The organism is Plesiomonas sp. ISS29 (genome assembly GCF_056522795.1).
Genome location: NZ_JAWRZQ010000001.1, coordinates 2,173,015 through 2,197,798, shown reverse-complemented (window position 1 = coordinate 2,197,798; position 24,784 = coordinate 2,173,015). Strand labels below are relative to the sequence as shown.

Sequence of the window (24,784 nt, the reverse complement as noted above, 5' to 3'; positions counted from 1 at the left end):
AAAATCCTTAGCGCCCGTAAACTCTGGGTTGGGTGTAATGATCGATCAGGGGAACGGCCATATTGGCAATCAGTACACCGAATGCTACGCCATCAGGGTAGCCACCAAATGTTCGAATTAGGTAGACCAGCAAACCAATTAAAGCCCCGAAAATCAGACGCCCTTTGACGGTTGTTGAGGCCGTTACCGGATCGGTTGCAATGAAAAAAGCACCAAACATAGTTGCGCCTGAAAAGAGGGCAAACCACGGTGTTGCGGCAGAATCGGCCGAAATCAGCCAGCCGAGCGTACTAACTACCGTTAAGCTGGCCAAAAAGCTGACCGGAATCATCCATTGTATTGTGCGGCGGTACAGCAGGTAGAGGCCACCCAGCATAAAACCAATATTTGTCCATAACCAGCCAACACTGCCACCTTGCGCAAAAAACGGTTTTTGCATAATTTCATGTACAGTTAACCCGTTTTTCAGGCTGGTTTTTAGTGTGTCCAGCGGGGTTGCTTGGGTAACGCCATCTGCATCAATCAGCAGTTGATGCATGGTGCTGCCCTCTAGCGTATGCCCACTAAAAATAACCATGGCACTGTCAGTCAACGAAACCGGCTCTGTTTGCAGGCTCAGCGGAGGAAGCCATGATGTCATCTGCACAGGAAAAGAGATTAACAGTACCACATAGCCAACCATAGCTGGGTTAAACAGATTTTGCCCCAGACCGCCGTACAGTTGCTTGGCAATGATTACGGCAAAAATAATGCCAATAACCATAATCCACCAAGGTGCTAATGGTGGGATACATATCCCAAGCAGCAAGCCGGTGAGTATGGCGGTATTGTCTTGCAGCGTTTGCCGGATAGGCTTTTTCCGCAAAAACAGCACCAGACTTTCTGCAATAACTGCCGTTATGATAGCAATTGCAATCTGAATCAAGCTGCCCCAGCCAAAGAAAAACCATTGTGCGGCCACGCCAGGAATGCAGGCGATAATCACCTGACGCATCAGCATGTTGGTACTTTGGTGGTTATGCGTGTAAGGGGAGCTAGCAATTTTAAAGATCATCGGTTTGTCTCTTCCTCACGCATTTCAGTATGAATTGTACTGCCGTTATCTGTTTGTGTAGCTGTCGCTTGTGCGGCTTTGCGTGCTTTTGCCCGCGCGATGGCGGCCGCGACCGCTGCTTTTCGCGGATCAGCCTCTTCAGTTTGTGTTGCGTCTGGTGTTGCAGCAACAGGCTCGGTGGTCAGATGGGCAGTATCGGCAGAACCCTGCGCGGCTTTGCGTGCTTTTGCCCGTGCAATAGCAGCCGCGACAGCCGCTTTACGCGGATCCGCCTCTTCAGTTTGTGTTGCGGCGGGTGTTGCAGCAACAGGCTCGGTGGCCGGAGGGAGAGTATCAGCAGAACCCTGCGCGGCTTTGCGTGCTTTTGCCCGCGCGATGGCGGCCGCGACCGCTGCTTTTCGCGGATCAGCCTCTTCAGTTTGTGTTGCGTCTGGTGTTGCAGTAACAGGCTCGGTAGCCGGAGGGACAGTATCAGCAGAACCCTGCGCGGCTTTGCGTGCTTTTGCCCGTGCAATAGCAGCCGCGACAGCCGCTTTGCGCGGATCAGCCTCTTCAGCTTGTGTTGCGGCGGGTGTTACAGCAACGGGTTCGGTGGCCGGAGGGAGAGTATCAGCAGAACCCTGCGCGGCTTTGCGTGCTTTTGCCCGCGCGATGGCGGCCGCGACCGCCGCTTTGCGCGGATCAGCCTCTTCAGCTTGTGTTGCGGCGGGTGTTACAGCAACTTGCTCGGTGGCCGAAAGGGCTGTATCAGCAGAACTCTGCGCAGCTTTGCGTGCTTTTGCCCGTGCAATAGCAGCCGCGACAGCCGCTTTGCGCGGATCAGCCTCTTCAGCTTGTGTTGCGGCGGGTGTTACAGCAACTTGCTCGGTGGCCGAAAGGGCTGTATCAGCAGAACTCTGCGCAGCTTTGCGTGCTTTTTGCTCACGGGCTTGCTGTTTTCGCATTTCACGGCCAGTAATGGCTGCATTTTGCTCCACGACAGTCCGGCCAGCCAGATCTGTAGCTGACTCATTACGTATTTGAGTAATCTGCGGCACATCAGTGTGAGAGCCTTCTTGCGCTTGAGCCTGTGCTTTTTTGGCTTTAATTCGCTCAAGTGCAGCTTGTATCGGATCTACGCCGTCAGCCGATTTTTGTGTGCTGCGCCGCGCCTCTGCTGCACGCGTAGCCCGCAGTTCACGTTCCTCTTTTTCACGCTGTAACCGCAGTTGTCTCGCCTCAAAGCGCTGTTTAGCCACTTCTGCTTTTCGCTCATCACGGCGAATTTCCCAGAGCGCAGATTTCTCTTGGCGATAGTACTGTACTAGCGGAATATTACTTGGGCAGACATAAGCACAGGCCCCGCACTCAATACAATCCATAATATTGTATTGGCTGGCTTTGTCATGATCCTGCCCGCGGCTGAACCAGTATAACTGCTGTGGTAGCAGGCTTACTGGGCAGGCATCGGCGCATGAACTACAGCGTATACAGGCTTGCTCGGGTTGTGGTTGCCCAAATTCGGTGTAGCCTGGTGCAAGTATACAGTTGGTTATTTTGACGACCGGAACATCCAAATGCGGTAGGCTAAAGCCCATCAGCGGGCCACCAATGATCACTTGTGGTGTTTGGGTTGGGCGGAAGCTGGCATGATCGAGCAGATGCTGTACTGGCGTACCTAAGCGAGCCCAGACATTGCCCTTGTCATGAATGGCATCGCCCGTCATGGTAACAACGCGCTCAATCAGCGGCTCACCGTTAACAATGGCGCGTTTAATTGCAAATGCAGTTCCCACATTTTGCATTAAGACACCAATGGCTGAAGAGTGTTTTCCTTTGGGCACTTCACAGCCGGTTAGAATTTTGATTAGCTGTTTTGCTCCGCCGGAAGGGTATTTCGTGGGAATAACCCGCAGCTGAATATCCTCACTGCCACTGAGAGCCTTTTTCAAGACACTGATGGCGGCTGACTTATTATCTTCAATGCCAATAACCACCTGCTCAGGGCGCAGAATATGCCGTAAAATACGTGCGCCTTCGATCACCTCGTCGGCATAATCCTGCATGAGGCGGTCATCTGCGGTGATGTAGGGTTCACATTCTGCTGCGTTGATGATGAGCAGTTTTACCAAGTGGCTACCGCTGAGTAATTTAGCGGCTGTCGGGAAGCCTGCACCACCGAGACCTGCAATACCGGCACTGCGGATTTGTGCGATTAACGTTTCAGGCGTGGCAAGGTGGTAGTCATCAATAATCTGCCGTTCATACCAGGTATCATTACCATCGGGTTGTATTACAACACATAAATCAGGCAAACCGGAAGGGTGTGCGGTTGTTCTTGGCTCTATTGCCGTAATAATACCTGATGTTGGTGCGTGTACAGGTAGTACGCGTCCACCGCCGATATAATTGGTCAGTGGCTGGCCTTTCAATACTTTCTGACCACAAGAGACCAACAGATCACCACTTTGCCCGGCATGCTGTTGCAGTGGTACAACATAATAAGGCGCAAGATCAATCCGGCGGATAGGTGTGGCGTTTGACTGAGATTTCATTTCGGGCGGATGAATACCCCCGTTGAAATCCCATAGCTGGCCGCTTTGAATAGCTTCGATAACGCTGGACATAACTTAATTGATGACCTTAACAGGAATTGTGTTCAGATCCCATTTCCATGTGTCGGGAGTCTCGTCGACGGGGATCAATTCGATACAATCAGTCGGGCAGGGAGCAACACAGAGATCGCACCCGGTGCAGAGATCACTGATCACCGTATGCAGTGATTTTGTTGAGCCGATAATGGCATCAACCGGACATGCCTGAATACATTTGGTGCACCCAATACACTGATCTTCGTGAATAAAGGCAATTTTTTTCCGTAAGTCGGCATTGGCCAACTCTTCATTCGCTGCCGGAGGTTCAACACCCAGCAGGTCAGCAATTTTAATAATGACCCCTTCGCCACCCGGAGCACATTTATTAATTTGCTCACCCTGACTGACCGCTTCAGCATAAGGTCTGCAACCAGGATAACCACATTGTCCACACTGGCTTTGCGGTAAAATAGCGTCCAGCTGATCAACAATAGGATCAGCTTCAACTTTAAATTTGATAGAGGCAAAGCCTAAAAGCACACCGAAAATAAGTGCAAGTACAACTAATGCTAAAACAGCAACTACAATGCTAAACATGCTTATTTAACCAGACCGGTAAAGCCCATAAAGGCTAGCGACATTAAACCTGCCGTAATCAACGCAATTGAAGAGCCTTTAAAGGGGGCGGGGATATCGGCTAATGCCAAACGCTCACGCAGTGCCGCAAACAAAATCAACACAACGGAAAAACCAACCGCGGCACCAAACCCGTAGATTACAGATTGAATAAAATTATGTGATAGGTTGGTGTTAAGCAGTGCAACACCCAATACCGCACAGTTTGTGGTAATGAGCGGCAGAAAAATACCAAGTAAACGGTAAAGAACAGGGCTGGTTTTGCGCACCACCATCTCAGTAAACTGCACAACAACGGCTATCACTAAAATAAAGGCCAATGTGCGTAAATAGCTGATACCAAGAGGAAGCAAAATAAAGTGATCAACAAGATATGAGCACACTGATGCAAGCGTGAGTACAAATGTTGTGGCTAACCCCATGCCAATGGCGGTTTCAAGTTTTTTGGATACACCCATAAACGGGCATAGTCCGAGAAATTTGACCAACACGAAGTTATTGACAAGCACTGTGCCAATAAGCAACAGAATATACTCGGTCATCGGATCTACCTTAGATAACAAAAAACTGCCGTATTATCAGCAATTCTGTGCGATTCGACAACCTAGCAATGAGAGTGAGATGTCGGTTAATGTTAAAAAAAGGCATTTTATCAAGGATAAAATGCCTTTTTTTATTGGAATGTGATCAAAAAATGGTTTTTGTCACTATTTTTCATGATTCAACTGACGAGTTTTAACAATTCTGAATGATGGACTGATTTTGGTTTTGCAACAATATATCCTTGAATCGCATCAATCCTAAGATGTATAAGTGCTGCTTTATCTTCTTGTTTTTCAACATTTTCAGCAATAACGCGGGTACCCAAGCGGTGTAAGGTATCGATAAACAGGCGCATAACTTGCTGTGTATTTTTATCAGCATCAATATCACGGGTATAACGGGGTGCTAGTTTGATAAATGATGGCTTATATTTTGATAAAATAGCCAGCCCATCAAATTGCTGGCCAAAATTACACAAACAGACCCGCACACCGTACTGATGCAGAACATTGATCAACTGACCGGCATTTTCTGGGTAGGTCTGCACCGCTTCGGTCGGAATTTCGACAACCAATAACTTTGCGATTGTGCTCTCTTGCTCAAGATAATGGGTTAACCAGCGTAAAAAGCCCACATCGTTTACGGTGTGAAAACCAAGGTTAACCGCAAGTATCCCTTCACCTTTGAAGCTGTTCAGAACCGATTTAATTTTGGTTAACAGCATCATATCAAGTTGTGCCATTCTGCCATGGTACTCGGCCATCGCGATCACTTTCTCTGTTGACATAGCCCCTTTCGAGAAGGTGAAGCGTGAGAACAGTTCGTGATATTTTGGCATAGTTTCACTGATGCTGAGGGTCGATTGAATCTCAAAAGCAACATCGGCATTGGCAATTTGCTGATCCAATTCATGGTGCCAGTCATCAACCAGCGGTTGCTCAGTGTATTCGACTTGCCAACTACGATGTGGCAGGGCAGCGACAATCCGCAAGCTATCTTCTGCATGATTTAATGCTGCGCCCCACTGATTACCATAGAAGCTAACAAATGTGATATTTGCTGCACGGGTAATGTGATGACGCTGCGCTATTTGTTCGAGTGATTGGGCGCAACGCTCGGCAAGGCGCTCAGGATTATCTATCTGGTGAGCAGAGGCAACCCAGGCAAACATAGCGCCTTCAAATCGGTATAATTGACCTAATGGAAGACCGTGGATAGTTAATTGTTCTGCAATTTCCTGTATAAAAAGATCACCAAGTTTATTCCCGCCACGTTGGTTCAATTCATTGACCGGTGCGGCATGAATTAAGGCTAACCAATGCTTTGCATTATCTTCGGGAAGCAGTGACAGTTGGCGAATAAAATTAGTACGGTTAGGTAAGCCGGTTAATGAATCACGGTTTACATCTTTTGCTATTAACTCTAATCGGTGTTGTAACTCTGCTTTTTCTTGCCGCCACCCTTGCACGTATTGTGCAACCAGTTTGGTCTCTGCAGTATCGTTTGGGCTGGCAGCAACATTTAATGTTTGCTCTAGTTTACTCAATCGTTCAGCAGCCTGTTGTTTAAATTGAAGTGACTCAATACTGAACATACCGGTACAAAATGTGAATAAAAGAACAAGGGTTATTCCAAGAGGTAATGAGTAGGTTGAGTGAAAATAAATCAGAGCAGTGATTACAACAAAATAGATAATCACCCGCCAGATAGAGGTCAGCCAAGATATTTTTCTACTCATCGTAATAATATTCTCTTCAGGCAAATGCAGATAATTTGATTATATCAGTGTATTTGTATTTATTATTTTAAAGGGATAATTATTATGTGATTTGCCTTCCATAATTAAATGTTTGCCTGCAATTTTAGTAGGTTACGATTCGAGCTATATAACATATTTTGCGGTATAAAATAGGCTATCCATCAGATTTTAAAAGAAAGTTTTCCAAAATGGTGAGGTGCACCTCTGTGGGTAGTGGCGGTGATATGCCGACGTTATTTTTAAACCTAACAACGTTGTGTTGTATTGTTATGTTGAATTATAGCTATGTGCTTATCATTCCTACTTATATGTTAATGGATTGTTTTTGTGTGATGTGTTTATTTTACTGAGTGATTTGTCAAGTCTATTTTGTGCGATTCAGTCTATTTACTCATTTAGCTAACGTAATGATATTCAAGTACATTTAAAAGATTGACTTCTGTTGTTTTCTCTGGAAATTAGAAAGTTATCCACTGAATCTGTGGATAACTATGTGGGCTATATTAAGACAGTTTGATGAATGCCTCTGATTCTCTCGGTTTGCCGTGCATAAGCGGTTTTGTCTGTTTACTGGTGCATCGTGGGCGCAGACGCTGTAACACTTATGTGATTTACCGCACAATAACAGGGTGTTTACAGGTGCTGTATGGATGAGTGAAAACTGAACAGCTTGTGTGGGTTAAATGCTGTAATAAGAAGTGAATGTGATTTGCATTATCAACGATGCAAATGCTAAAGATATGTTTGTGTGATGATATGATGGGATTTTATTGCAGTTTAGATATGTGGTGAGGATTTAACTCGATGTACATTATATCGTCACTCTGTTTTCACCGATTTTCATGACTGAATTCTCAGGTGTTGATATTCATGTTGTTTTATATTGGAAATGAAAGTGCAACCAATTGTTCTTTGTTTTTTAATATTCTCCTGATGGCAGTATTTCGTAAATAACATATTGTTTATCTTTCTGTTTGTTTTCCCGTTTATTTTTTTGTTTATCGTATGTGTCGGCTCTCTGCATTATTGTTGCAGGTTAAATGGATTTATATCGAAAGAGATTATATCGATAGTCTGATATCAATGTATCTGTGGCAATATCTATCAACAATGCCAGATTCTCAGTAAGTGGCAAACAAACTCGAATTTCGTTATAAAGCCGCGCATAATGGAGAGATAACAAGACAAATCGCAGTAGGGTAAGCATGAGCAAAGCGTTTGAACTTGAATCAACTTTCCAGCCTGCTGGTGATCAGCCTGAGGCGATACACGCGCTGATTGACGGTATTGACGCGGGGTTAGCTCACCAGACATTGCTGGGTGTAACGGGGTCGGGTAAGACATTTACGGTGGCAAATGTGATTGCCACCTTAAAACGCCCAACCATGATACTTGCACCGAATAAAACACTGGCAGCTCAGCTGTATGGCGAAATGAAAGCCTTTTTTCCGCACAATGCGGTGGAGTACTTTGTTTCGTATTACGACTATTATCAGCCCGAAGCGTATGTGCCAAGTACCGATACTTTTATCGAAAAAGATGCGGCAATTAATGACCACATAGAGCAAATGCGCTTGTCGGCAACGAAGGCTCTGATGGAGCGCCGCGATGTGGTGGTGGTGGCATCGGTGTCTGCAATTTATGGTCTGGGTGACCCTGATTCCTACCTGAAAATGATGCTGCATTTACGGCGTGGCGATAAGCTTGATCAGCGGTTTATTCTGCACCGGCTCTCTGAGTTGCAATATAAGCGCAATGATCAGGCATTTCAGCGCGGTACATTTCGTGTGCGTGGCGATGTTATTGATATTTATCCGGCAGAATCTGACGATCATGCGGTTCGGGTCGAACTGTTTGATGATGAGGTTGATCGTTTATCGGTGTTTGATCCGCTAACCGGTCAGGTTCAGCAAGAAGTTGTGCGTTACACTGTTTACCCGAAAACCCACTATGTGACACCGCGCGAGAAGATCCTCGATGCCATTGAGCAGATTAAAACAGAGTTAGTCGAGAGAAAGGCTACGCTGCTGGAGCATCATAAATTGTTGGAAGAGCAGCGGATCAGCCAGCGAACGCAGTTTGATATCGAGATGATGAATGAGCTTGGTTACTGCTCGGGGATAGAGAACTATTCACGTTATTTGTCGGGTCGTAACCCCGGAGAGCCGCCTCCGACGCTGTTTGATTATCTGCCGCACGATGGTTTACTGATCATTGATGAATCACACGTTACCGTGCCACAAATCGGCGCTATGTATAAAGGTGATCGATCACGCAAAGAAACGCTGGTGGATTACGGTTTTCGTCTGCCTTCAGCACTCGATAATCGCCCGCTAAAATTTGAGGAGTTTGCTGCATTAGCACCACAGACGATTTATGTCTCGGCAACCCCTGGAAAATATGAACTTGAACACTCGGGCAGTGACATTATTGAGCAAGTAGTGCGGCCAACAGGATTGCTTGACCCCATCATTGAAGTGCGCCCAGTAACAACACAGGTGGATGACCTGCTTTCTGAAATTCATCTTCGTACGGCAATCAATGAACGCGTGTTGGTGACCACGTTAACTAAGCGGATGTCGGAAGATCTCACCGAATATCTCGAAGAACACGGTGTGCGGGTGCGTTACCTGCATTCGGATATTGATACGGTTGAGCGCATGGAGATCATCCGTGATTTGCGGTTAGGGCTGTTTGATGTGCTGGTGGGGATCAACCTTTTGCGTGAAGGGCTGGATATGCCGGAAGTCTCACTGGTGGCGATTTTAGATGCCGATAAAGAGGGCTTTTTGCGCTCCGAACGCTCATTAATCCAAACTATCGGGCGGGCCGCGCGGAATCTGAACGGTAAAGCCATTTTGTACGGTGACAAAATTACCCCTTCAATGGCCAAGGCGATCAGTGAAACTGAGCGCCGGCGCGAGAAGCAGCAACTGTTCAACCAGCAACATGGCATTACGCCACAAGGGCTGAACAAAGCAGTGGCTGATGTGCTGGATGTTGGTTCACGGGTTTCAGCAAAAGCTAAAGGAAAAACCAAAGGGCGAAAAGTAGCCGAATCAGCGCCAGCATATCATGCTATGTCGGCCAAAGAGCGCGAACACGAATTGCGCATACTGGAACAAAAAATGTACCAGCATGCGCAAAATCTGGAGTTTGAAGAGGCCGCGGCACTGCGTGATCAATTGCAACGGCTCAGAGAAGAGTTTATACAGCTATCATAAACCAGCTAATGCGCATGGCGCATTAGCGCTGCACTGTGGCACTATCAGCGCAAGGCCTGTTCAATGGCCTGTTTCAACAACTGACGATCGTGGCGGTAGGGGATATCGGCCGCCTCGAGCGTGGTTTGTACGATCCGGCGGTTTTCCAGCATACTGACATCAATATGCGGGCCGACCACCACACCGGTGATACAGCGCCGGCCAATGTGCCGCTCAATAATGTCGAGCTTTTCACCGACATTCAGTGTTGCGGCAGGGCTGTGCTCTTTGGCCAGATTACCGATATAGACCACATGTGCGGCATTAGCGTGCCGTATGGCCTCGGCAATTTCACTGTTTAGTAGCGGCGGCAGTAGGCTGGTCATAAAACTACCTGGCCCGATTAAAATCAAATCGGCGCGTTCAATTGCCGTTACCGCTTCGCGTGTAGCCGGAACGGGTGGCACTAACTCTAAAGAGAGTGGTAGCTCGGTTAGGGCATCAATATTGACCTCACCAAAAACTGACATACCATCAGCACACACTGCAGCCAAATCGACCGGATGCTCTGACATCGGAATAATATGGGCATCCACTTTCAATAAACGCCGCACCAGATTGATCGCATCTAAAGGCCGGACGCTCAGGTCATCAAGTGCTTTGAGCATTAAATTGCCCAAGTTATGCCCCGCTAAATCACCTTCACCGGTAAAACGGTACTCAAACATGGCAGAAGCCACGGTCGGCTCGGAGATCAGCTGATTAATGCAATTACGGGTATCCCCCCAAGCTATACCGCCTTCTGCCATACGAATACGGCCGGTTGACCCGCCGTTATCGGTGGTGGTGACAATACCGGTTAGGCGGTGACTCAGAGAGCCTAAAGAAGAGAGAACACGGCCTAACCCGTGTCCACCACCAATGGCAACAACATGATTTAAATCTGCAAGCATGGGGGTACGCATAATAAAGTCAGTATCAGATAACGGTAAGATACAAGAAGAGAGCCGACCATAAGAAATAATCTCACCAAACTCAATCAATAATGTTGACTGACCGCACGTTATGCTCTGTGTTTGCTGCTTATTTAATCCGTTCATCGGGCAGTAGTACCAAATGGCCTTCCGTATCAAAGTACCAACCTTTGATAATATGGTGTGCTGACATATCTTGAAAACCGGCCAATACCGTGTGCGCTTCGGTTAATGCGGTTTCATCATCATAACCGTGCATACGTTTGAGATATTTGGCCAGCTCGGTGATACCCACAGATTCGGTAATGTTGCTCATATCCACCCCATATATAAATGCATGTGTCTGTTATGAAGCGTAGACGGTTTTCATTATATTGGTGTGTAGTTGCCTCTCTTTTTCCTTCCCTTAAAAAGTTTGTAGGCTCTTTGGTATTGTTCAGAAAGCAAAGTTTAGAAAGAGAAATAGCAATTATTTACGAGAAGATCAGCAAAAGCAAAAAATAGGCAGGGCAGACTACGAAGCTTGATCAAGTTAGAATTTTTACCTGATACCCCTTGATGATGATTGTAATTTTGCTACACAGATACATAAAATAGCGATACGCTTTACATATATTGTGGTTATGTCGTCAAACTCACTGCATGCAGTGGACATTGCCGCCAAAAACTCCGAAGCCCTCTTGCCTAAGTGCAGCCATTGTTTGGCTGGATAGGGGAAGCTGGCCGTGGTTCAACGAGCCACCGGGTTGGGGCAGAAATGCCTTGGCCTCCCGACATTTGGAAAGGTGTTTTAAGGTGCAGCAACTTAAAGATATATTTAACCGTGAGTTTTATTACTTGCGGTTATCAATTACCGATGTGTGTAATTTTCGGTGCAGCTATTGCCTGCCTGATGGTTATAAACAGACCTCTAAAACGGCGTTTTTATCCCCGGATGAAACCCGCCGGATTGCGCACGCCTTTATTGCCTCGGGTACCGATAAAATTCGGCTGACCGGTGGCGAGCCGACACTGCGTCGTGATTTTCTTGAAATCGCCGAAGGTATCAGCGCAATTGCCGGATTGCGGACATTAGCGCTGACCACCAACGGCTACCGCATGGCCAAAGATGTTGCCCGTTGGAGAGCTGCCGGTGTTAATGCACTTAATGTGAGTGTTGATAGCCTAGATCCTCGCTTGTTCCATACCATTACCGGTGAAAATAAATTACAGGAAGTGATGGCGGGCATTGATGCAGCATTTACCGCCGGATATGAAAAAGTCAAAGTGAATACGGTGCTGATGAAGGGGTTAAATGATCGCGGCCTGAATGATTTTTTAGGCTGGATTAAAGATCGCCCGATTCAATTACGCTTTATTGAGCTGATGCAAACCGGCGAAATGGGTGAGCTGTTTACAAAACACCACCTTTCGGGGGGGGTAATCCGCGATATTCTGCTGCAACAGGGTTGGCAGCCGGTGGGAAAACAACGCAATGCAGGGCCGGCACAGGTTTTCCGCCATGAAGATTACTGTGGTGAAATTGGCCTCATCATGCCGTATGAAAAAGATTTTTGCCAAAGTTGTAACCGCTTACGAGTCTCGGCAACCGGTAAGCTGCACTTGTGCCTATTCGGGGATGAGGGAATTAACCTGCGAGATTTACTGATCGAAGATCAGCAACTCCCGTTGTTGCAACAGCGTTTACAGCAGGCGCTACTGAGTAAAAAACAGACCCATTTCTTGCATGCCGGTAATTCTGGCAGCACACCGCATCTGGCATCGCTGGGCGGATAATAAAAACCAAGATTACAATAACGATAGGAAGGAGTGACACGATGGGACACGCAATTGCTGATTTTCAGCCTGCAATGCTGGCGGTACTGACCGTATCAGATACCCGCACTGAAGAGAATGATACATCAGGCCAGTTTCTGGTGAATGCCGCGACAGACGCGGGACATCAGGTGGTGGCAAAAAGCATTGTGCCTGATGATGTGTATCAGATCCGCGCTATTGTGTCTGCGTGGATTGCTAACCCGCAGGTTCAGGGCATTCTGATCACTGGCGGAACGGGTTTTACCTCACGCGATACTACGCCTGAAGCTGTGCGTGTGTTGTTTGATAAAGAAGTGGAAGGTTTTGGCGAGCTATTCCGTATGGTGTCGTATGAAGAGATTGGTACGTCGACCATTCAGTCGCGCGCAATTGCCGGTTTTGCCAACCATACCGTGATTTTTGCTATGCCGGGGTCAACCGGTGCATGCCGCACGGCGTGGGAAAAGATCATCTGCGATCAGCTCAATGCTAGCCATCGCCCGTGCAACTTTATGCCCCATCTGAAAGCGTAATATCGGGAAGCGTATGACAGAGTTTACCCATATCAATACCCGTGGTGAAGCCAATATGGTTGATGTTTCAGCCAAAGATGAAACGGTGCGTGAAGCGCGTGCTGAGGCATTTGTTGAAATGGCTGAAACTACGTTGGCAATGATTATCGGCGGACAGCACCATAAAGGTGATGTGTTTGCCACCGCACGTATTGCCGGCATTATGGCGGCAAAACGCACGTGGGAGCTGATTCCACTGTGCCACCCGTTATTGTTGTCTAAAGTTGATGTCAGTATTGTAGCTGAGCCGGAAAAGCAGCGTGTACGCATTGAGAGTGTATGCCGTTTGAGCGGTAAAACCGGTGTCGAGATGGAAGCATTAACGGCAGCCTCGGTTGCGGCGTTGACCATTTATGATATGTGTAAAGCGGTGCAAAAAGACATGATTATCAGCCAGGTGCGACTGCTGGCAAAAAGCGGTGGTAAATCGGGCGAGTTTAAGGTGAGTGAATGATTCGGGTCCTTTTTTTTGCGCAGGTGCGTGAGCTGGTAGGCGAAGATATGCTGACACTGAGCGCAGAATTTGCCACGGTGGAAGCGTTACGGGTTGAGCTTTCTGTTCGCAGTGATAAATGGGCTCTGGCGTTGGAGAAAGAGAAACTGCTGGTGGCGGTCAATCAGACGCTAACCCCGTTAGACAGCCCGCTGCACGATGGCGATGAAGTGGCTTTTTTCCCGCCAGTAACCGGAGGCTGATGATGAACACAATACCGCCAGCACTGACGCGCATTCGGGTTAGCGAAGCGCCGTTTAGCATTGATGAAGAGCACAACTGGTTATCGTGCGATGATGAGAGCGGGGCAGTTGTCACGTTTGTCGGAAAAGTGCGCAATCATAATCAGGGTGATGATGTTGTCGCGCTTTGTTTAGAGCACTATCCGGCGATGACGGAAAAAGCCTTGGCGGATATTGTTTCGGAAGCCCGCAACCGCTGGCCATTGCACCGGATTTGTGTGATTCATCGGGTTGGTGATCTGCACTGCGGTGAACAAATTGTGTTTGTCGGGGTAAGTAGTGCGCACCGCGATGCTGCATTTGCTGCCAACACATTCATCATGGATTACCTGAAAATGCGCGCACCGTTTTGGAAAAAAGAGCAAACCCCCGAGGGTTCTCGTTGGGTGGATGCAAAGCACAGCGATAAAGAGGCCGCCGCGCGATGGTCAGATTTTTCCGCAAATTAAGTATAAGCTGCGCCAAATACACGGTCCGGAAAACGTGTTTGCCTGCCGTGGTGATCAGTGCCTGTATTACGCTAATCAGTAGCCCTGCTGTGCAGGCTGACACGCTCAATGTTGCGGTTGCCGCTAATTTTAAGCCTACGCTCGATGCGCTGGCTCCATTGTTTGCGCGTCAGTCAGGGCATCAGTTACGCATCACGTCGGCATCTAGCGGCGTGTTGTATACCCAAATTATTAACGGTGCACCGTTTGATGTTCTGTTGTCGGCAGACCGCGAGCGGCCAGAAAAGCTTGAACAAGAGCAGCGTACGGTGGCTGGCTCGCGTTTTACCTATGCACAAGGGCAACTGGCGCTATGGAATATCGGAGAGCCAGTTTCACTGGCTGACCCACAAACATGGCGTGGCCGTTTGGCGATTGCCAATCCGCGAACTGCGCCGTATGGCAGTGCAGCAAAAGCATGGTTAGAGCAGCATAAAGCGTGGCAATTGCCAGCATTAACCTTGATTACCGGTGCAAATATTTCGCAGACGTATCAGTTTGTTGATACCGGTAATGCCAATATGGGGTTGGTGGCGTATCCGAATGTGTTGGTTAATCACCCTAAAGGGCAAATATTGCTGTTATCGGCAGAGAGTTATCCGCCGATTGAGCAACAGGCCGTGATTTTATCATCCAGTACCCATCTGGCTGCTGCTGAGCAATTTAGCGCATTTTTGCGCAGCGAGCCGGTCAAAAAGCTGATCCGCGAGCAGGGGTACTTGCTGCCTTGAGTATTCCCTTATCAGCTTTTTTTCCTTTTTGTGAGATCTCCTTTTGCTGCTATGAGATCTCTTATTGTTATGGAATAGGGCAGAACCGTGTCTGAGGCTGATTGGCAGGCGGTCTGGCTGACACTGAAACTGGCCGCATCCACAACCTGTGTGCTGATGCTGTTCTCTCCGTGGCTAGCATGGTGGCTGGCGCGCAGTCAGAGCCGTATTCGCCCGTTGATTGAATCGTTGGTGTCGTTGCCGCTGGTGTTACCACCGACTGTGCTGGGGTTTTACCTGTTACTGGCATTTTCTCCGCAAAGCTTACCGGGCTCATATTGGCAGCAGCTTACCGGCCAGACTCTGGCATTTTCCTTTTCCGGTCTGGTTATTGCCTCAGTACTCTATTCACTGCCGTTTGCCGTACAACCGCTGCAAAGTGCGTTTGTGAATATGGGGGATAAAGAGCTGAATGCCGCACGGACACTCGGGTTCAACGGTATTGCCCGCTTCCGGTATATTGTGCTGCCGATGTCATTTCCCAGCTTTATTATTGCCGCAGCGCTGAGCTTTGCTCATACCATTGGCGAGTTTGGTGTGGTGCTGATGATTGGTGGCAATATCCCCGGACAAACGCAGGTGTTGTCAATTGCGCTGTTTGATCATGTCGAAGCGATGGATTATCAAAATGCCCACACGCTATCTGCCGGATTACTGCTATTTTCCATAGCGATGCTGACCTTGGTTTACGGTGTGTTACAGCGCCGTCAGCGTCGGCTGTTAATTGGGTAGCGGGGTATCTGAGTGAGATTTTTCCGGCGTAAATTAAAGGGGCGTATCCCGAGCAGTTCTGTTCGAATAGCGCATACGGCAGATACTCTTTTCCAAAACCAAAACCAAAACCAAAACCAAAACCACAACCAGAATCAGGCTACAGGCGATCAAACCTTGCAGATACAGGTGCATGCACCTTTGTCTGACTTTATTCTGAATGTTGATATTACCCTGCCTGCGCGCGGTATCCACGGCATATTTGGCCACAGTGGGGCGGGGAAAACCACCTTACTGCAAATTATTGCAGGGCTAATGCCCGTAGAGCACGCTCGTATCAGTTTTGCTGGTGTGCAGTGGCAGTCTGCTTTACGCTCTATCCCGCCAGAAAAAAGATCTGTGGGTGTTGTGTTTCAAGATAGCCACCTCTTCAACTGGCTAACTGTTCGGCAAAATTTGAAATTGGCCGCACGTTATGCCACTAAAACTCCACCGGATATTATACAACTGGCCGAGCGGCTCGGGTTTACGCCGTTACTGGATTTAGCGGCACACAAGCTTTCTGGCGGCCAGCGGCAGCGAGTAGCGATTGCCCGTGCGCTAATGGCAACTCCAGCGCTGTTGTTGCTCGATGAGCCGTTATCGGCACTCGACAGCCATGCGCGCCGCCAGTTGACTGCCGAGATTGCGCGGTTAGCCGATGAGCTGGCTTTGCCGATGTTGTATGTCAGCCATGCCATGGAGGAGGTTGTCACGCTATGTGAGCAGATTGTGGTTCTGCGGGCGGGTGAGGTAGAGGCGCAGGGCGAACCGACCGATCTGTTTTCACGTACCGATTTATCACTGGCGCAACACCCTGAGGCGGCGGTACTGCTGAAAACACAAATTACTGGATATGATGCTGAAAATCAGCAGATTATCGCCGATTGTGAAGGGCAACTGCTGCGGATTCCGGGTGATGAAATTGCTCCGCAGGCATGGCGCTTACGGGTGCTGGCACGTGAGGTGCTGTTGTCACGCAGTGAGTTGCCGCCTTGCAGTGTGCAAAACAGGCTATGGTGTCGGATAACCCAAATTGGTGAACCGCATAATGGGATGGTGATGGTGCAACTGTATTGTGGCTTGCAGCCATTGCTTGCTCGTATTTCATGTCGAGCATTAAATCAGATGGCGTTGCGAAACGATGAGTGGGTTTTTGCCTACACTAAAGCGGTAGGATTGGTGGAATCGGTAATGACGGAGTTGCAGCCGTAGTCTTCCTACAAATAGGCCGATTAACAAGCATATAGGCTACTGTTAATCGGCTAACTTGATGTGATAACGCTCAGGATATATGTGCCGTTATCGGGTTGTATCCGCTTTGCAAGTTGCGTGCAGGTTATTGATTGTCTGTACGATCAGCACCGGCATTCTGATCAGCGTCGGCATTATGATCAGTACAGACATCACAATCAGCAAAACGCGGCAATGCCATTTCCCGAAATTGCAGGGTGCGCCCGTCAATCAGCAGTAATTTTCCTGCCAGTACTCGACCAATTTGAGTGATGTATTTAATGGCTTCTAGTGCTTGTAGGTTACCGACAACACCGACTATTGGGGCGATAACACCGGCTTCGACACAAGAGAGCGCATTTTCACCGAATAAGCGGCTCAGACAACGGTAGCATGGCTGATCTTCAGCATAGGTAAAGACCGAAAGTTGACCTTCAAAACGGATTGCTGCCCCCGATATTAACGGGGTTTTACTGTTAAAACAGAGCTGATTGAGCTGATTACGGCTATCGACATTATCGGTGCAATCAAGCACCAGATCGTGCTGAGTGATGAGTATAAATAAGTCATCATCCTCAAGTTTTCCGTTCAGTGGTTTTACGCGGATATGCGGATTGATAACCCGCAACTCTGCGGCCGCTGACTCGACCTTTGGCATACCAATACGCGCATCGCGATGCAGAACCTGCCTTTGCAGGTTCGAGAGTGATACGGTATCAAAATCGAGCAGTGTCAGCGAACCTACACCAGCAGCGGCCAGATACTGTGCGGCCGCGCAGCCTAATCCGCCGAGCCCGACAACCAGAATTGATGCTGCTTTCAGTTTCTCTTGCCCATCAAAGTCACACTCGCGCAGCACAATTTGGCGGTTGTAGCGCAAGGCTTCAGCATCGCTGAGTTCGGCTTGCATTGTTATGCTCCGAGTAGGGTATTAAACGGCTCTACTGTCACCATTTCACCGGCACTCACATGCCCGCGATCTTGTTCCAGCACAATAAAACAGTTTCCCTGCATGAATGAGCTGAAGATATGTGACCCTTGATGACCGGTTGAGCTGACACTTAAGGCCATCGTACCGGTTTGCGGATCAAGAGTGCTGTGTAATACACCGCGCTGAAAGTCGATCCGCCCTTGTGATTTTTTCAGGCGGTCATTACAGCGGACCTGAAAACTCAGCGGCATTTTCCATGTACTGTGTCCGGACAATACGGCAATAAGCGGTTGTACCAACTGATAAAAGGTGACTGCTGCAGAAACCGGATTACCCGGTAATCCGCAGAACCAGCTGTGCTGCAAGCGGCCAAAGGCAAATGGTTTGCCCGGTTTTATTGCCAGTTTCCAGAAGGCGACTTCACCCATTTCATCCAGAATTTGCTTGGTATAATCGGCTTCACCCACAGAAACTCCGCCTGAGCTTATCACCAGATCGGCTGCGGCATCGGCCTGTTCAAAAGCACGGCGAAAAGCATCAGGATCATCAGGGATAATGCCCAGATCAATGATCTCGCAATCGAGCTTTTCCAGCATTAAACGAACAGCCAGCCGATTACTGTCATAAATTTGCCCGTCGGCCAGAGGCTGGCCCGGTTCACGCAGTTCATCGCCGGTAGAAAAAATGGCCACTTTCAGACGGCGGTAAACGCTCAGGTGAGCAATGCCGAGTGAGGCGATCATCGGTAAATGTACTGTACTGAGTTTTGTGCCCGCAGGCAGTATGTCACTATCGCGTTGTACATCTTCACCTGCCAAACGAATATTCTGCCCCGCACGCACAGGGTGGGTAAAGGTAACGCCTTCTGCCGTTACCTCGGCCTGCTCTTGCATGATTACTGCGTCGCAACCGTCTGGAATGACTGCGCCGGTCATGATCCGAATACAAGTGCCTGCTGGCCATCCGCCATTGAACGGTGCACCTGCAAAGGCTTTACCGGCAACAGGTAAACAATGTGGCGTGGTAAGATCAGCGAGTTTCACAGCGTAACCATCCATTGCCGAATTCGCAAAAGGCGGTACATTGATGGGTGATTGCAGTGCAGCTGCTGTAATCCGGCCGGAAGCGTGATCCAGTGCAATGGTTTCTGCTGTACAGCAACAAGAGACACGTGCTAACAAGGTAGATAATGCTTGCTCTAATGTTTGCAAACCCGTATTGGCACAGCAATCCATGTGATACTCCTCTTATCTTTTTGTATTTATTCTCGATTTTTCTAGCTTTACGCTGTTTTGGCGGTAAAGCGAGTCTGGCTTTTCGGTCGTCAGTGATTTTTTTGGTATCAAGTTTTCTAGTATAAAGCCTTCGGCAAGGGAATCGCATTGATTTCATTCCTAAGGTAAGGTGAATGCCGTAATAGTGTTTATGTGGCGCATTATGTGGTTTATATGTAGCATTTTGTTTTCACTAATGTGTGTTTTTGTGGTTGAATTAACGGGTGTTTGTATTTTTAAACGCGCAGTTGCTTTATATAGGTGCAATAAAATGAAATAACCTGATTAACATCAAGGTAGATTTTTTTTTCGTAAGGGTTATGCTTCTAAAAAACAGATATTTATCGCCTGTCATGTTTTAAAGGGTGATATGTCGTTGTCAAGACAACAAGCAGTGACCCCAGCACCATATAGAACAATATTATAGGGGTGACAGCGCAACCTTATTTATGTGGAGAACATAATGCCATCGCTCACTGAAGACGCTAATAAAGTTCGTGCTGCACTTGAGGCTCATGGCCTTGAAACACCAATGAAGTTATCTGGATTAGATAAAAATACGCGTCGGGAACAAATTCAGCACCATATGACAGAAGTGATGCGTTTGCTGGATCTGGACCTGAGTGATGACAGCCTAGCGGAAACACCGCGGCGCATTGCGAAGATGTATATCGATGAGATTTTCTCGGGATTAGATTACAGCGCCTTTCCCAAGATAACCGTTATTGAAAACAAAATGCATGTTGATGAAATGGTCACAGTACGAAATATTCATCTGAACAGTACGTGTGAACACCATTTTGTGACTATTGATGGCGTAGCAAACATTGCGTATATTCCGCGTGATAAAGTTATTGGTCTGTCTAAATTAAACCGTATTGTGCTCTTTTTTGCCCAGCGCCCGCAGGTGCAAGAACGTTTAACGCAGCAAATTTTAATTGCGTTACAAACACTGCTCGAAACAGACAATGTTGCGGTATCTATTGATGCGGTACACTATTGTGTAAAAGCACGCGGTATTCGTGATTCAGGTAGTTCGACAATGACCACTGCGCTGGGGGGAATATTTAAATCTAACCAGAGCACGCGTCAGGAGTTTTTAAGTGCGGTACGCAGTTAGTATATAGTATATTCTGCGGTGGTAGCCGGCCAAACTTAACCTTGTTGTAAGAGAAGGGTGCTGAAAAGCATCCTTTTTGTTTGTATTCGTTTTTTAGCCCTTATTGGGGTATTTGATATCAGCCATGATGGCATAAGTTAACATAATAATAGCGAGAGGTTGCATGCAAGAACGTTTAGCCGTGTTGGATGGCGCCCGTGGTGTTGCGGTATTGGGGATTTTACTGCTCAATATTATCAGTTTTGGATTACCACAGGCGGCATATTTAAATCCGGCATTTGCGGGGCTGCCTTCTGCAACGGATACATGGGTATGGGCAACACAAAGTTTGTTTGCCGAGCAAAAGTTTCTGACTATTTTTGCGCTGTTGTTTGGCGCGGGTTTGCAATTGCAGTTACGGCGCGGCAAGGGCAACGAATTTATGAAATCGCGCCTGTCATGGTTACTGCTGTTTGGGTTAGTGCATACCCTTTTTCTGTGGGATGGTGATATTTTACTCTCTTACGGGCTGGTGGGTTTAATGTGCTGGCGGATGATCCGTGATGCGCAAAGCCCGCGCAGCTTACTGCGCTTTGGTCTGGTGCTGTACAGTTTGGGGTTGTTGCTGTTGTTAACCTTGGGGTGGCTGAGCCTGAATGCTGCGCCGAGCACCTTTTGGCAACCCGACTGGCTTACGCTCGACAGTGAAATTACAACCAAACTCAATGGTGGCTGGGGCGCGGTAACGTATCGTTTTCATCAGATGATCTCAATGTTATTGGTGGTAATGCTGCAATATGGCTGGCAACTTGCCGGGTTGATGGTGGCGGGAGCTGGGCTTATTCGTAACGGTTGGCTACAGGGCAGCCGGTTACCGCATCAATATTGGCGTAAGGCCATTGTGCTGATTTCACTGGGGTTACTGATTCAAAGCCCGAGTGTTTGGGCTAATATTGCCGTAAAGTGGGATTTTCACTGGAGTGCGTATTTCGGGCAGATCCCGCGTGAAATTGCTGCGCCGATTCAGGCAATGGGCTATTTGGCATTGTGGTATGCGATATTCCCACATATTCAGCATTCACGCTTTGCGCAGGCAATGGTCTCTGTTGGGCGAATGGCGCTGAGTAACTATATTTTACAGACTCTGCTATGCAGCCTGATTTTCTACCATTTTGGCTGGTTTAATCAGCTTGATCGGGTGCATTTATTGATGATTGTGCCGGTTATCTGGCTGGTTAATATTTTGTTTTCGGTTATTTGGTTGCGCCATTTTTCTCGGGGGCCACTGGAGTGGGGGTGGCGAAAACTTGTCTTACTCAGTGTGCGCCATCATCACCCTGCGTAGTGTTTCTATATAGTGATTAACCGGTAAACGGGTTAATCGCGTGCCCATGGCGGAGTGACAACCATAGGTTGCTGATCTGCCTTGGGTGCTGTAGGTATTGAGGCAGGTTCAGGCAACACTGCGGTGTGCTCCGAGAGAGACAGAATTTGTTGCGGGAGAGTCTTTAATGCAGGCTCAGCAAGTGCCGGTTCAAATACAGTGAAAGTGGCTGATTCTGGCGTTAACTTAGGTATTGGCTCTGGTAGTACCACATCCCCTTGAGGAATTGGCTCTTTTGGCCCTAAAAAACGGGGTTGGCTGCCAAGCAGATAGAGGTCAGAAACCGCAGCAAGGCGGGCAAATATTTCACGGGTGCGTGTTTTCAGGTAATTGTCTGGCATGGAAACGGCAAAGCAGACTGCATTAATGTTGTAGTGGTGCGCAATCATTAATGCGCGTTCGCAATGAAAGCGTTGTGTGATGATAATAAATTTTTCTGTATCGAACACTTTTTTGGCGCGAACTACTGAGTCAAGGGTGCGGAATCCGGCAAAATCGAGCACGATAGCTTGTGGTGGTACACCATCTTTAATTAGATCTCGGCGCATATTACGCGGTTCGTTATAACTGAGTTGCGCATTATCACCGCTAACCAGCACACGTTTAATTTTTCCTTCATGGTACAAGGCGGCTGCACCATCAATACGGTTAGTATAAAAGCTGTTCAGTTTTCCCCGACTGATATATTTGGCCGTACCCAGCACTAGCCCGACAGGTGCATCAGGCAGTAGCGTTGCATCTTCATAGATATAGGGTGAAAAGCGCCAGCTGATCCAGCGATCAAGCAGCAGCAGTGTTAATACCGCTAATAATGCAAGAAACAATAAATATTGTAAGCTTTTACGCCACATGGCAACTCATCTACCTTTACCCATATCCTCTTTACTTTACCGCACTATACTTTACCGTACTATCTCATTGAAAGCACGATACAAAAGTAAGATGGGGGGCTGTTTATGTGCTCTGTATTAATTCGATATCCGATCAAGCGCTATTTTTGCAAAAGCACACGACGATCTCAATTGAAGATGTGTTAATTCCTGTACTAATCAGTTTTATATCAGAGAAGTCAGTAGGTTAGGGGTTAGTATTTAACGCCGAGGTTGTATCTAACACGAGGTATTGACCCGTAGATAAGCATAGGTTTACAGGATAGAAAAAATCAGAGAGCCGTTGCTCTCTGATTCTATAGGATTGGGATAAAGCCGATTCAGGGGTATTGCTGAGGCCGGTTTATGAAAATGGCCTTCCTATCGGCTTTATTTAACAGGCAATTTAATGCCTGTATTATTTAGAACGAGGTGCGTTTGTATTGGCGGTATTCTGCATTCCAGAAGTTCTGCTCGATATTGTGCTCAAGTGCTTCATCAGGTGTTTGTACGGCTACACCATCAAATTGCGCAGCTTTTGCCACTTTTAATGCAATATATTTGCTGAGCTCTTGGATTTCAGACAGGCACGGCAACAGTGAGCCTTCACCATTATTAGCCAGTGGTGAACGGTCAGCCAGTGCACGGCTTGCGGCCATCAGCATATTGTCGGTAACACGGCGAGCGCCTGATGCGATAACACCCAAACCGATACCCGGGAAAATGTACGAGTTATTGCACTGGGCTACTGCATAGGTTGTACCAGCGTGCAATACTGGGGCAAACGGGCTGCCTGAGGCGACCAGTGCTGCACCGTCTGTCCAGCGAATAACATCTTCAGGACGGGCTTCGACACGTGAGGTTGGGTTTGATAACGGCATCACAATTGGGCGAGCACAGTGAGCATGCATTTCACGAATGATCTCTTCGGTGAACAGCCCCGGTTGCCCAGATACACCGATTAATACGGTTGGTTTGGCGTTACGCACTACATCCATCAGTGAGATGGTGTCGGAAGAGAGATCCCAGTTTTGTAAACGGTCGGTTTTTTGTACCAGCTTGGTCTGGAATTCAAGCAGTGTTGGCATTTGATCGGTCAATAGGCCAAAGCGGTCAACCATAAAGACCTGTGAACGTGCTTCTTCATCGCTCAAGCCTTCAGCTTTCATTTGCGCAATAATTTGTTCGGCAATACCGCAACCGGCAGAGCCTGCTCCGAGGAAAGTAATGCGCTGATCGCGTAGCTGGCTGCCTGCGGCTCGGCTTGCGGCAATGAGGCAACCGAGCGTGACGGCGGCAGTGCCTTGAATATCATCATTGAAGCAGCACAGCTCATCGCGGTAGCGGTTCAGCAGTGGCATGGCATTTTTTTGTGCGAAATCTTCAAACTGCAGCAGAACATTTGGCCAGCGGCGTTTTACGGCTTGGATGAATTCATCCACAAAAGCGTCGTACTCTTCACCGGTAATCCGTGGATGACGCCAGCCCATATACATAGGATCATTGAGACGCTGCGGGTTATTCGTACCCACATCAAGGACGACCGGCAAGGTGTATGCCGGGCTAATACCGCCACATGCGGTATACAGAGAAAGTTTACCGATAGGGATACCCATGCCGCCGATACCCTGATCGCCTAAACCTAAAATACGCTCGCCGTCAGTCACCACAATGACTTTAACATTCTGCTTGGTCGCATTTTGCAGCATGTCATCAATACGGTCACGGTTTGGATACGAGATGAATAGACCCCGTGCACGACGGTAGATATCAGAGAATTGCTCACAAGCCTGACCCACTGTCGGGGTATAGATAACCGGCATCATCTCTTCAATATGGTCTTCAACTAAGCGGTAAAACAGCGTTTCATTGGTATCTTGAATGTTGCGCAGGAAAATGTGCTGGTTGATTTCACTGTGGAAACTGGTGAACTGTTTGTAGGCTCGGTTAGCCTGTTCTTCTATCGTTTCAATAGCCTCAGGTAACAAGCCTTCTAAATTGAAAAATTGGCGTTCATCCTCAGTAAAGGCGTTGCCTTTATTCAACAAAGGAGTCTCTAGCAGTGCTGCACCGGCATAAGGAATGTAAAGGGGGCGTTTGGTGTCCTGATTATTTTCAGTTGTCATAGTCTTTAGTGTAA

22 protein-coding genes and 1 riboswitch are annotated in these 24,784 nt (G+C 47.8%); of the genes, 11 read left to right on the top strand and 11 right to left on the bottom strand.

The genetic code is table 11. From position 1 onward, the window contains the following. Positions 1–7 precede the first annotated feature (7 nt). The 5 genes from rsxD to AC1HDJ_RS09915 form a co-directional block, all read right to left on the bottom strand. Entirely contained in the window at positions 8–1,054 is a 1,047-nt protein-coding gene (gene rsxD / locus AC1HDJ_RS09935; protein WP_479535546.1) for an electron transport complex subunit RsxD, read from the bottom strand. Continuing rightward, positions 1,051–3,660: an electron transport complex subunit RsxC gene (gene rsxC / locus AC1HDJ_RS09930; protein ID WP_479535544.1), complete on the bottom strand. Its 2,610-nt coding sequence runs from the start codon at positions 3,658–3,660 to the stop codon at positions 1,051–1,053. Before rsxC ends, rsxD begins: the two co-directional genes overlap by 4 nt. Positions 3,661–3,663: 3 nt before the next feature. Further along, positions 3,664–4,224, bottom strand: a complete 561-nt coding sequence (gene rsxB / locus AC1HDJ_RS09925; protein ID WP_479535542.1) for an electron transport complex subunit RsxB — start codon at positions 4,222–4,224, stop codon at positions 3,664–3,666. A gap of 2 nt (positions 4,225–4,226) precedes the next feature. After that, complete coding sequence (rsxA, locus tag AC1HDJ_RS09920; protein ID WP_438624034.1) at positions 4,227–4,805, bottom strand: electron transport complex subunit RsxA; 579 nt, start codon at positions 4,803–4,805, stop codon at positions 4,227–4,229. A gap of 179 nt (positions 4,806–4,984) precedes the next feature. Beyond that, complete coding sequence (locus AC1HDJ_RS09915; protein ID WP_479535540.1) at positions 4,985–6,544, bottom strand: EAL domain-containing protein; 1,560 nt, start codon at positions 6,542–6,544, stop codon at positions 4,985–4,987. Between the two features lie 1,226 nt (positions 6,545–7,770). On the opposite strand from AC1HDJ_RS09915, the gene uvrB reads away from it, so the two are divergent. Then, positions 7,771–9,789, top strand: a complete 2,019-nt coding sequence (gene uvrB / locus AC1HDJ_RS09910; RefSeq protein ID WP_479535538.1) for an excinuclease ABC subunit UvrB — start codon at positions 7,771–7,773, stop codon at positions 9,787–9,789. Between the two features lie 44 nt (positions 9,790–9,833). On the opposite strand, the gene AC1HDJ_RS09905 is transcribed toward uvrB, so the two are convergent. Continuing rightward, positions 9,834–10,733, bottom strand: a complete 900-nt coding sequence (locus AC1HDJ_RS09905) for a gluconeogenesis factor YvcK family protein (protein ID WP_479537088.1) — start codon at positions 10,731–10,733, stop codon at positions 9,834–9,836. Between the two features lie 118 nt (positions 10,734–10,851). Next, a complete protein-coding gene (locus tag AC1HDJ_RS09900) occupies positions 10,852–11,058 on the bottom strand; it encodes a hypothetical protein (RefSeq protein WP_438624031.1) in 207 nt (68 codons plus the stop codon). A 339-nt stretch (positions 11,059–11,397) separates the two neighbouring features. After that, positions 11,398–11,546: riboswitch (molybdenum cofactor riboswitch) on the top strand. On the opposite strand from AC1HDJ_RS09900, the gene moaA reads away from it, so the two are divergent. The 8 genes from moaA to modC all read left to right on the top strand — a co-directional run bounded on the left by moaA (position 11,538) and on the right by modC (position 17,069). After that, complete coding sequence (gene moaA / locus AC1HDJ_RS09895; protein WP_479535535.1) at positions 11,538–12,518, top strand: GTP 3',8-cyclase MoaA; 981 nt, start codon at positions 11,538–11,540, stop codon at positions 12,516–12,518. (Overlaps the previous riboswitch by 9 nt.) Positions 12,519–12,559: 41 nt before the next feature. Next, positions 12,560–13,072 carry a molybdenum cofactor biosynthesis protein B gene (gene moaB / locus AC1HDJ_RS09890; RefSeq protein WP_479535533.1) on the top strand — a complete coding sequence of 171 codons (513 nt, stop codon included), beginning with the start codon at positions 12,560–12,562 and terminating at the stop codon, positions 13,070–13,072. Positions 13,073–13,085: 13 nt separating this feature from the next. Next, positions 13,086–13,565, top strand: coding sequence for a cyclic pyranopterin monophosphate synthase MoaC (gene moaC / locus AC1HDJ_RS09885; RefSeq protein WP_479535531.1), 480 nt, complete (start codon positions 13,086–13,088; stop codon positions 13,563–13,565). Beyond that, on the top strand, positions 13,562–13,807 hold the full coding sequence (gene moaD, locus AC1HDJ_RS09880) for a molybdopterin synthase sulfur carrier subunit (RefSeq protein WP_479535529.1): 246 nt from the start codon (positions 13,562–13,564) through the stop codon (positions 13,805–13,807). The genes moaC and moaD overlap by 4 nt, the downstream gene beginning before the upstream one ends. Then, on the top strand, positions 13,807–14,295 hold the full coding sequence (gene moaE / locus AC1HDJ_RS09875; RefSeq protein WP_479535527.1) for a molybdopterin synthase catalytic subunit MoaE: 489 nt from the start codon (positions 13,807–13,809) through the stop codon (positions 14,293–14,295). The genes moaD and moaE overlap by 1 nt, the downstream gene beginning before the upstream one ends. A gap of 47 nt (positions 14,296–14,342) precedes the next feature. Further along, positions 14,343–15,065: a molybdate ABC transporter substrate-binding protein gene (gene modA, locus AC1HDJ_RS09870; protein WP_479537086.1), complete on the top strand. Its 723-nt coding sequence runs from the start codon at positions 14,343–14,345 to the stop codon at positions 15,063–15,065. A gap of 87 nt (positions 15,066–15,152) precedes the next feature. Continuing rightward, the gene (modB, locus tag AC1HDJ_RS09865) at positions 15,153–15,836 is read left to right on the top strand and encodes a molybdate ABC transporter permease subunit (protein ID WP_479535525.1); all 684 of its coding nucleotides are present in this window, start codon (positions 15,153–15,155) and stop codon (positions 15,834–15,836) included. A gap of 12 nt (positions 15,837–15,848) precedes the next feature. Continuing rightward, a complete protein-coding gene (modC, locus tag AC1HDJ_RS09860) occupies positions 15,849–17,069 on the top strand; it encodes a molybdenum ABC transporter ATP-binding protein (RefSeq protein WP_479535523.1) in 1,221 nt (406 codons plus the stop codon). A 124-nt stretch (positions 17,070–17,193) separates the two neighbouring features. Here modC and moeB read toward each other — a convergent pair whose 3' ends face one another. Both moeB and moeA read right to left on the bottom strand, forming a co-directional pair. Then, positions 17,194–17,997, bottom strand: coding sequence for a molybdopterin-synthase adenylyltransferase MoeB (gene moeB / locus AC1HDJ_RS09855; protein ID WP_479535521.1), 804 nt, complete (start codon positions 17,995–17,997; stop codon positions 17,194–17,196). Positions 17,998–17,999: 2 nt separating this feature from the next. Continuing rightward, entirely contained in the window at positions 18,000–19,253 is a 1,254-nt protein-coding gene (gene moeA, locus AC1HDJ_RS09850) for a molybdopterin molybdotransferase MoeA (protein ID WP_479535519.1), read from the bottom strand. Positions 19,254–19,755: 502 nt separating this feature from the next. Here moeA and folE point away from each other — a divergent pair. Then, positions 19,756–20,412, top strand: coding sequence for a GTP cyclohydrolase I FolE (gene folE / locus AC1HDJ_RS09845; RefSeq protein WP_479535517.1), 657 nt, complete (start codon positions 19,756–19,758; stop codon positions 20,410–20,412). Between the two features lie 163 nt (positions 20,413–20,575). Then, a complete protein-coding gene (gene yeiB, locus AC1HDJ_RS09840; protein ID WP_479535515.1) occupies positions 20,576–21,736 on the top strand; it encodes a DUF418 domain-containing protein YeiB in 1,161 nt (386 codons plus the stop codon). Between the two features lie 32 nt (positions 21,737–21,768). Here yeiB and AC1HDJ_RS09835 read toward each other — a convergent pair whose 3' ends face one another. Both AC1HDJ_RS09835 and AC1HDJ_RS09830 read right to left on the bottom strand, forming a co-directional pair. Then, positions 21,769–22,626 carry a SanA/YdcF family protein gene (locus AC1HDJ_RS09835; RefSeq protein WP_479535513.1) on the bottom strand — a complete coding sequence of 286 codons (858 nt, stop codon included), beginning with the start codon at positions 22,624–22,626 and terminating at the stop codon, positions 21,769–21,771. 440 nt (positions 22,627–23,066) lie between these two features. Further along, positions 23,067–24,770 carry an NAD-dependent malic enzyme gene (locus AC1HDJ_RS09830; RefSeq protein ID WP_479535510.1) on the bottom strand — a complete coding sequence of 568 codons (1,704 nt, stop codon included), beginning with the start codon at positions 24,768–24,770 and terminating at the stop codon, positions 23,067–23,069. Between the last annotated feature and the right edge of the window lie 14 nt (positions 24,771–24,784).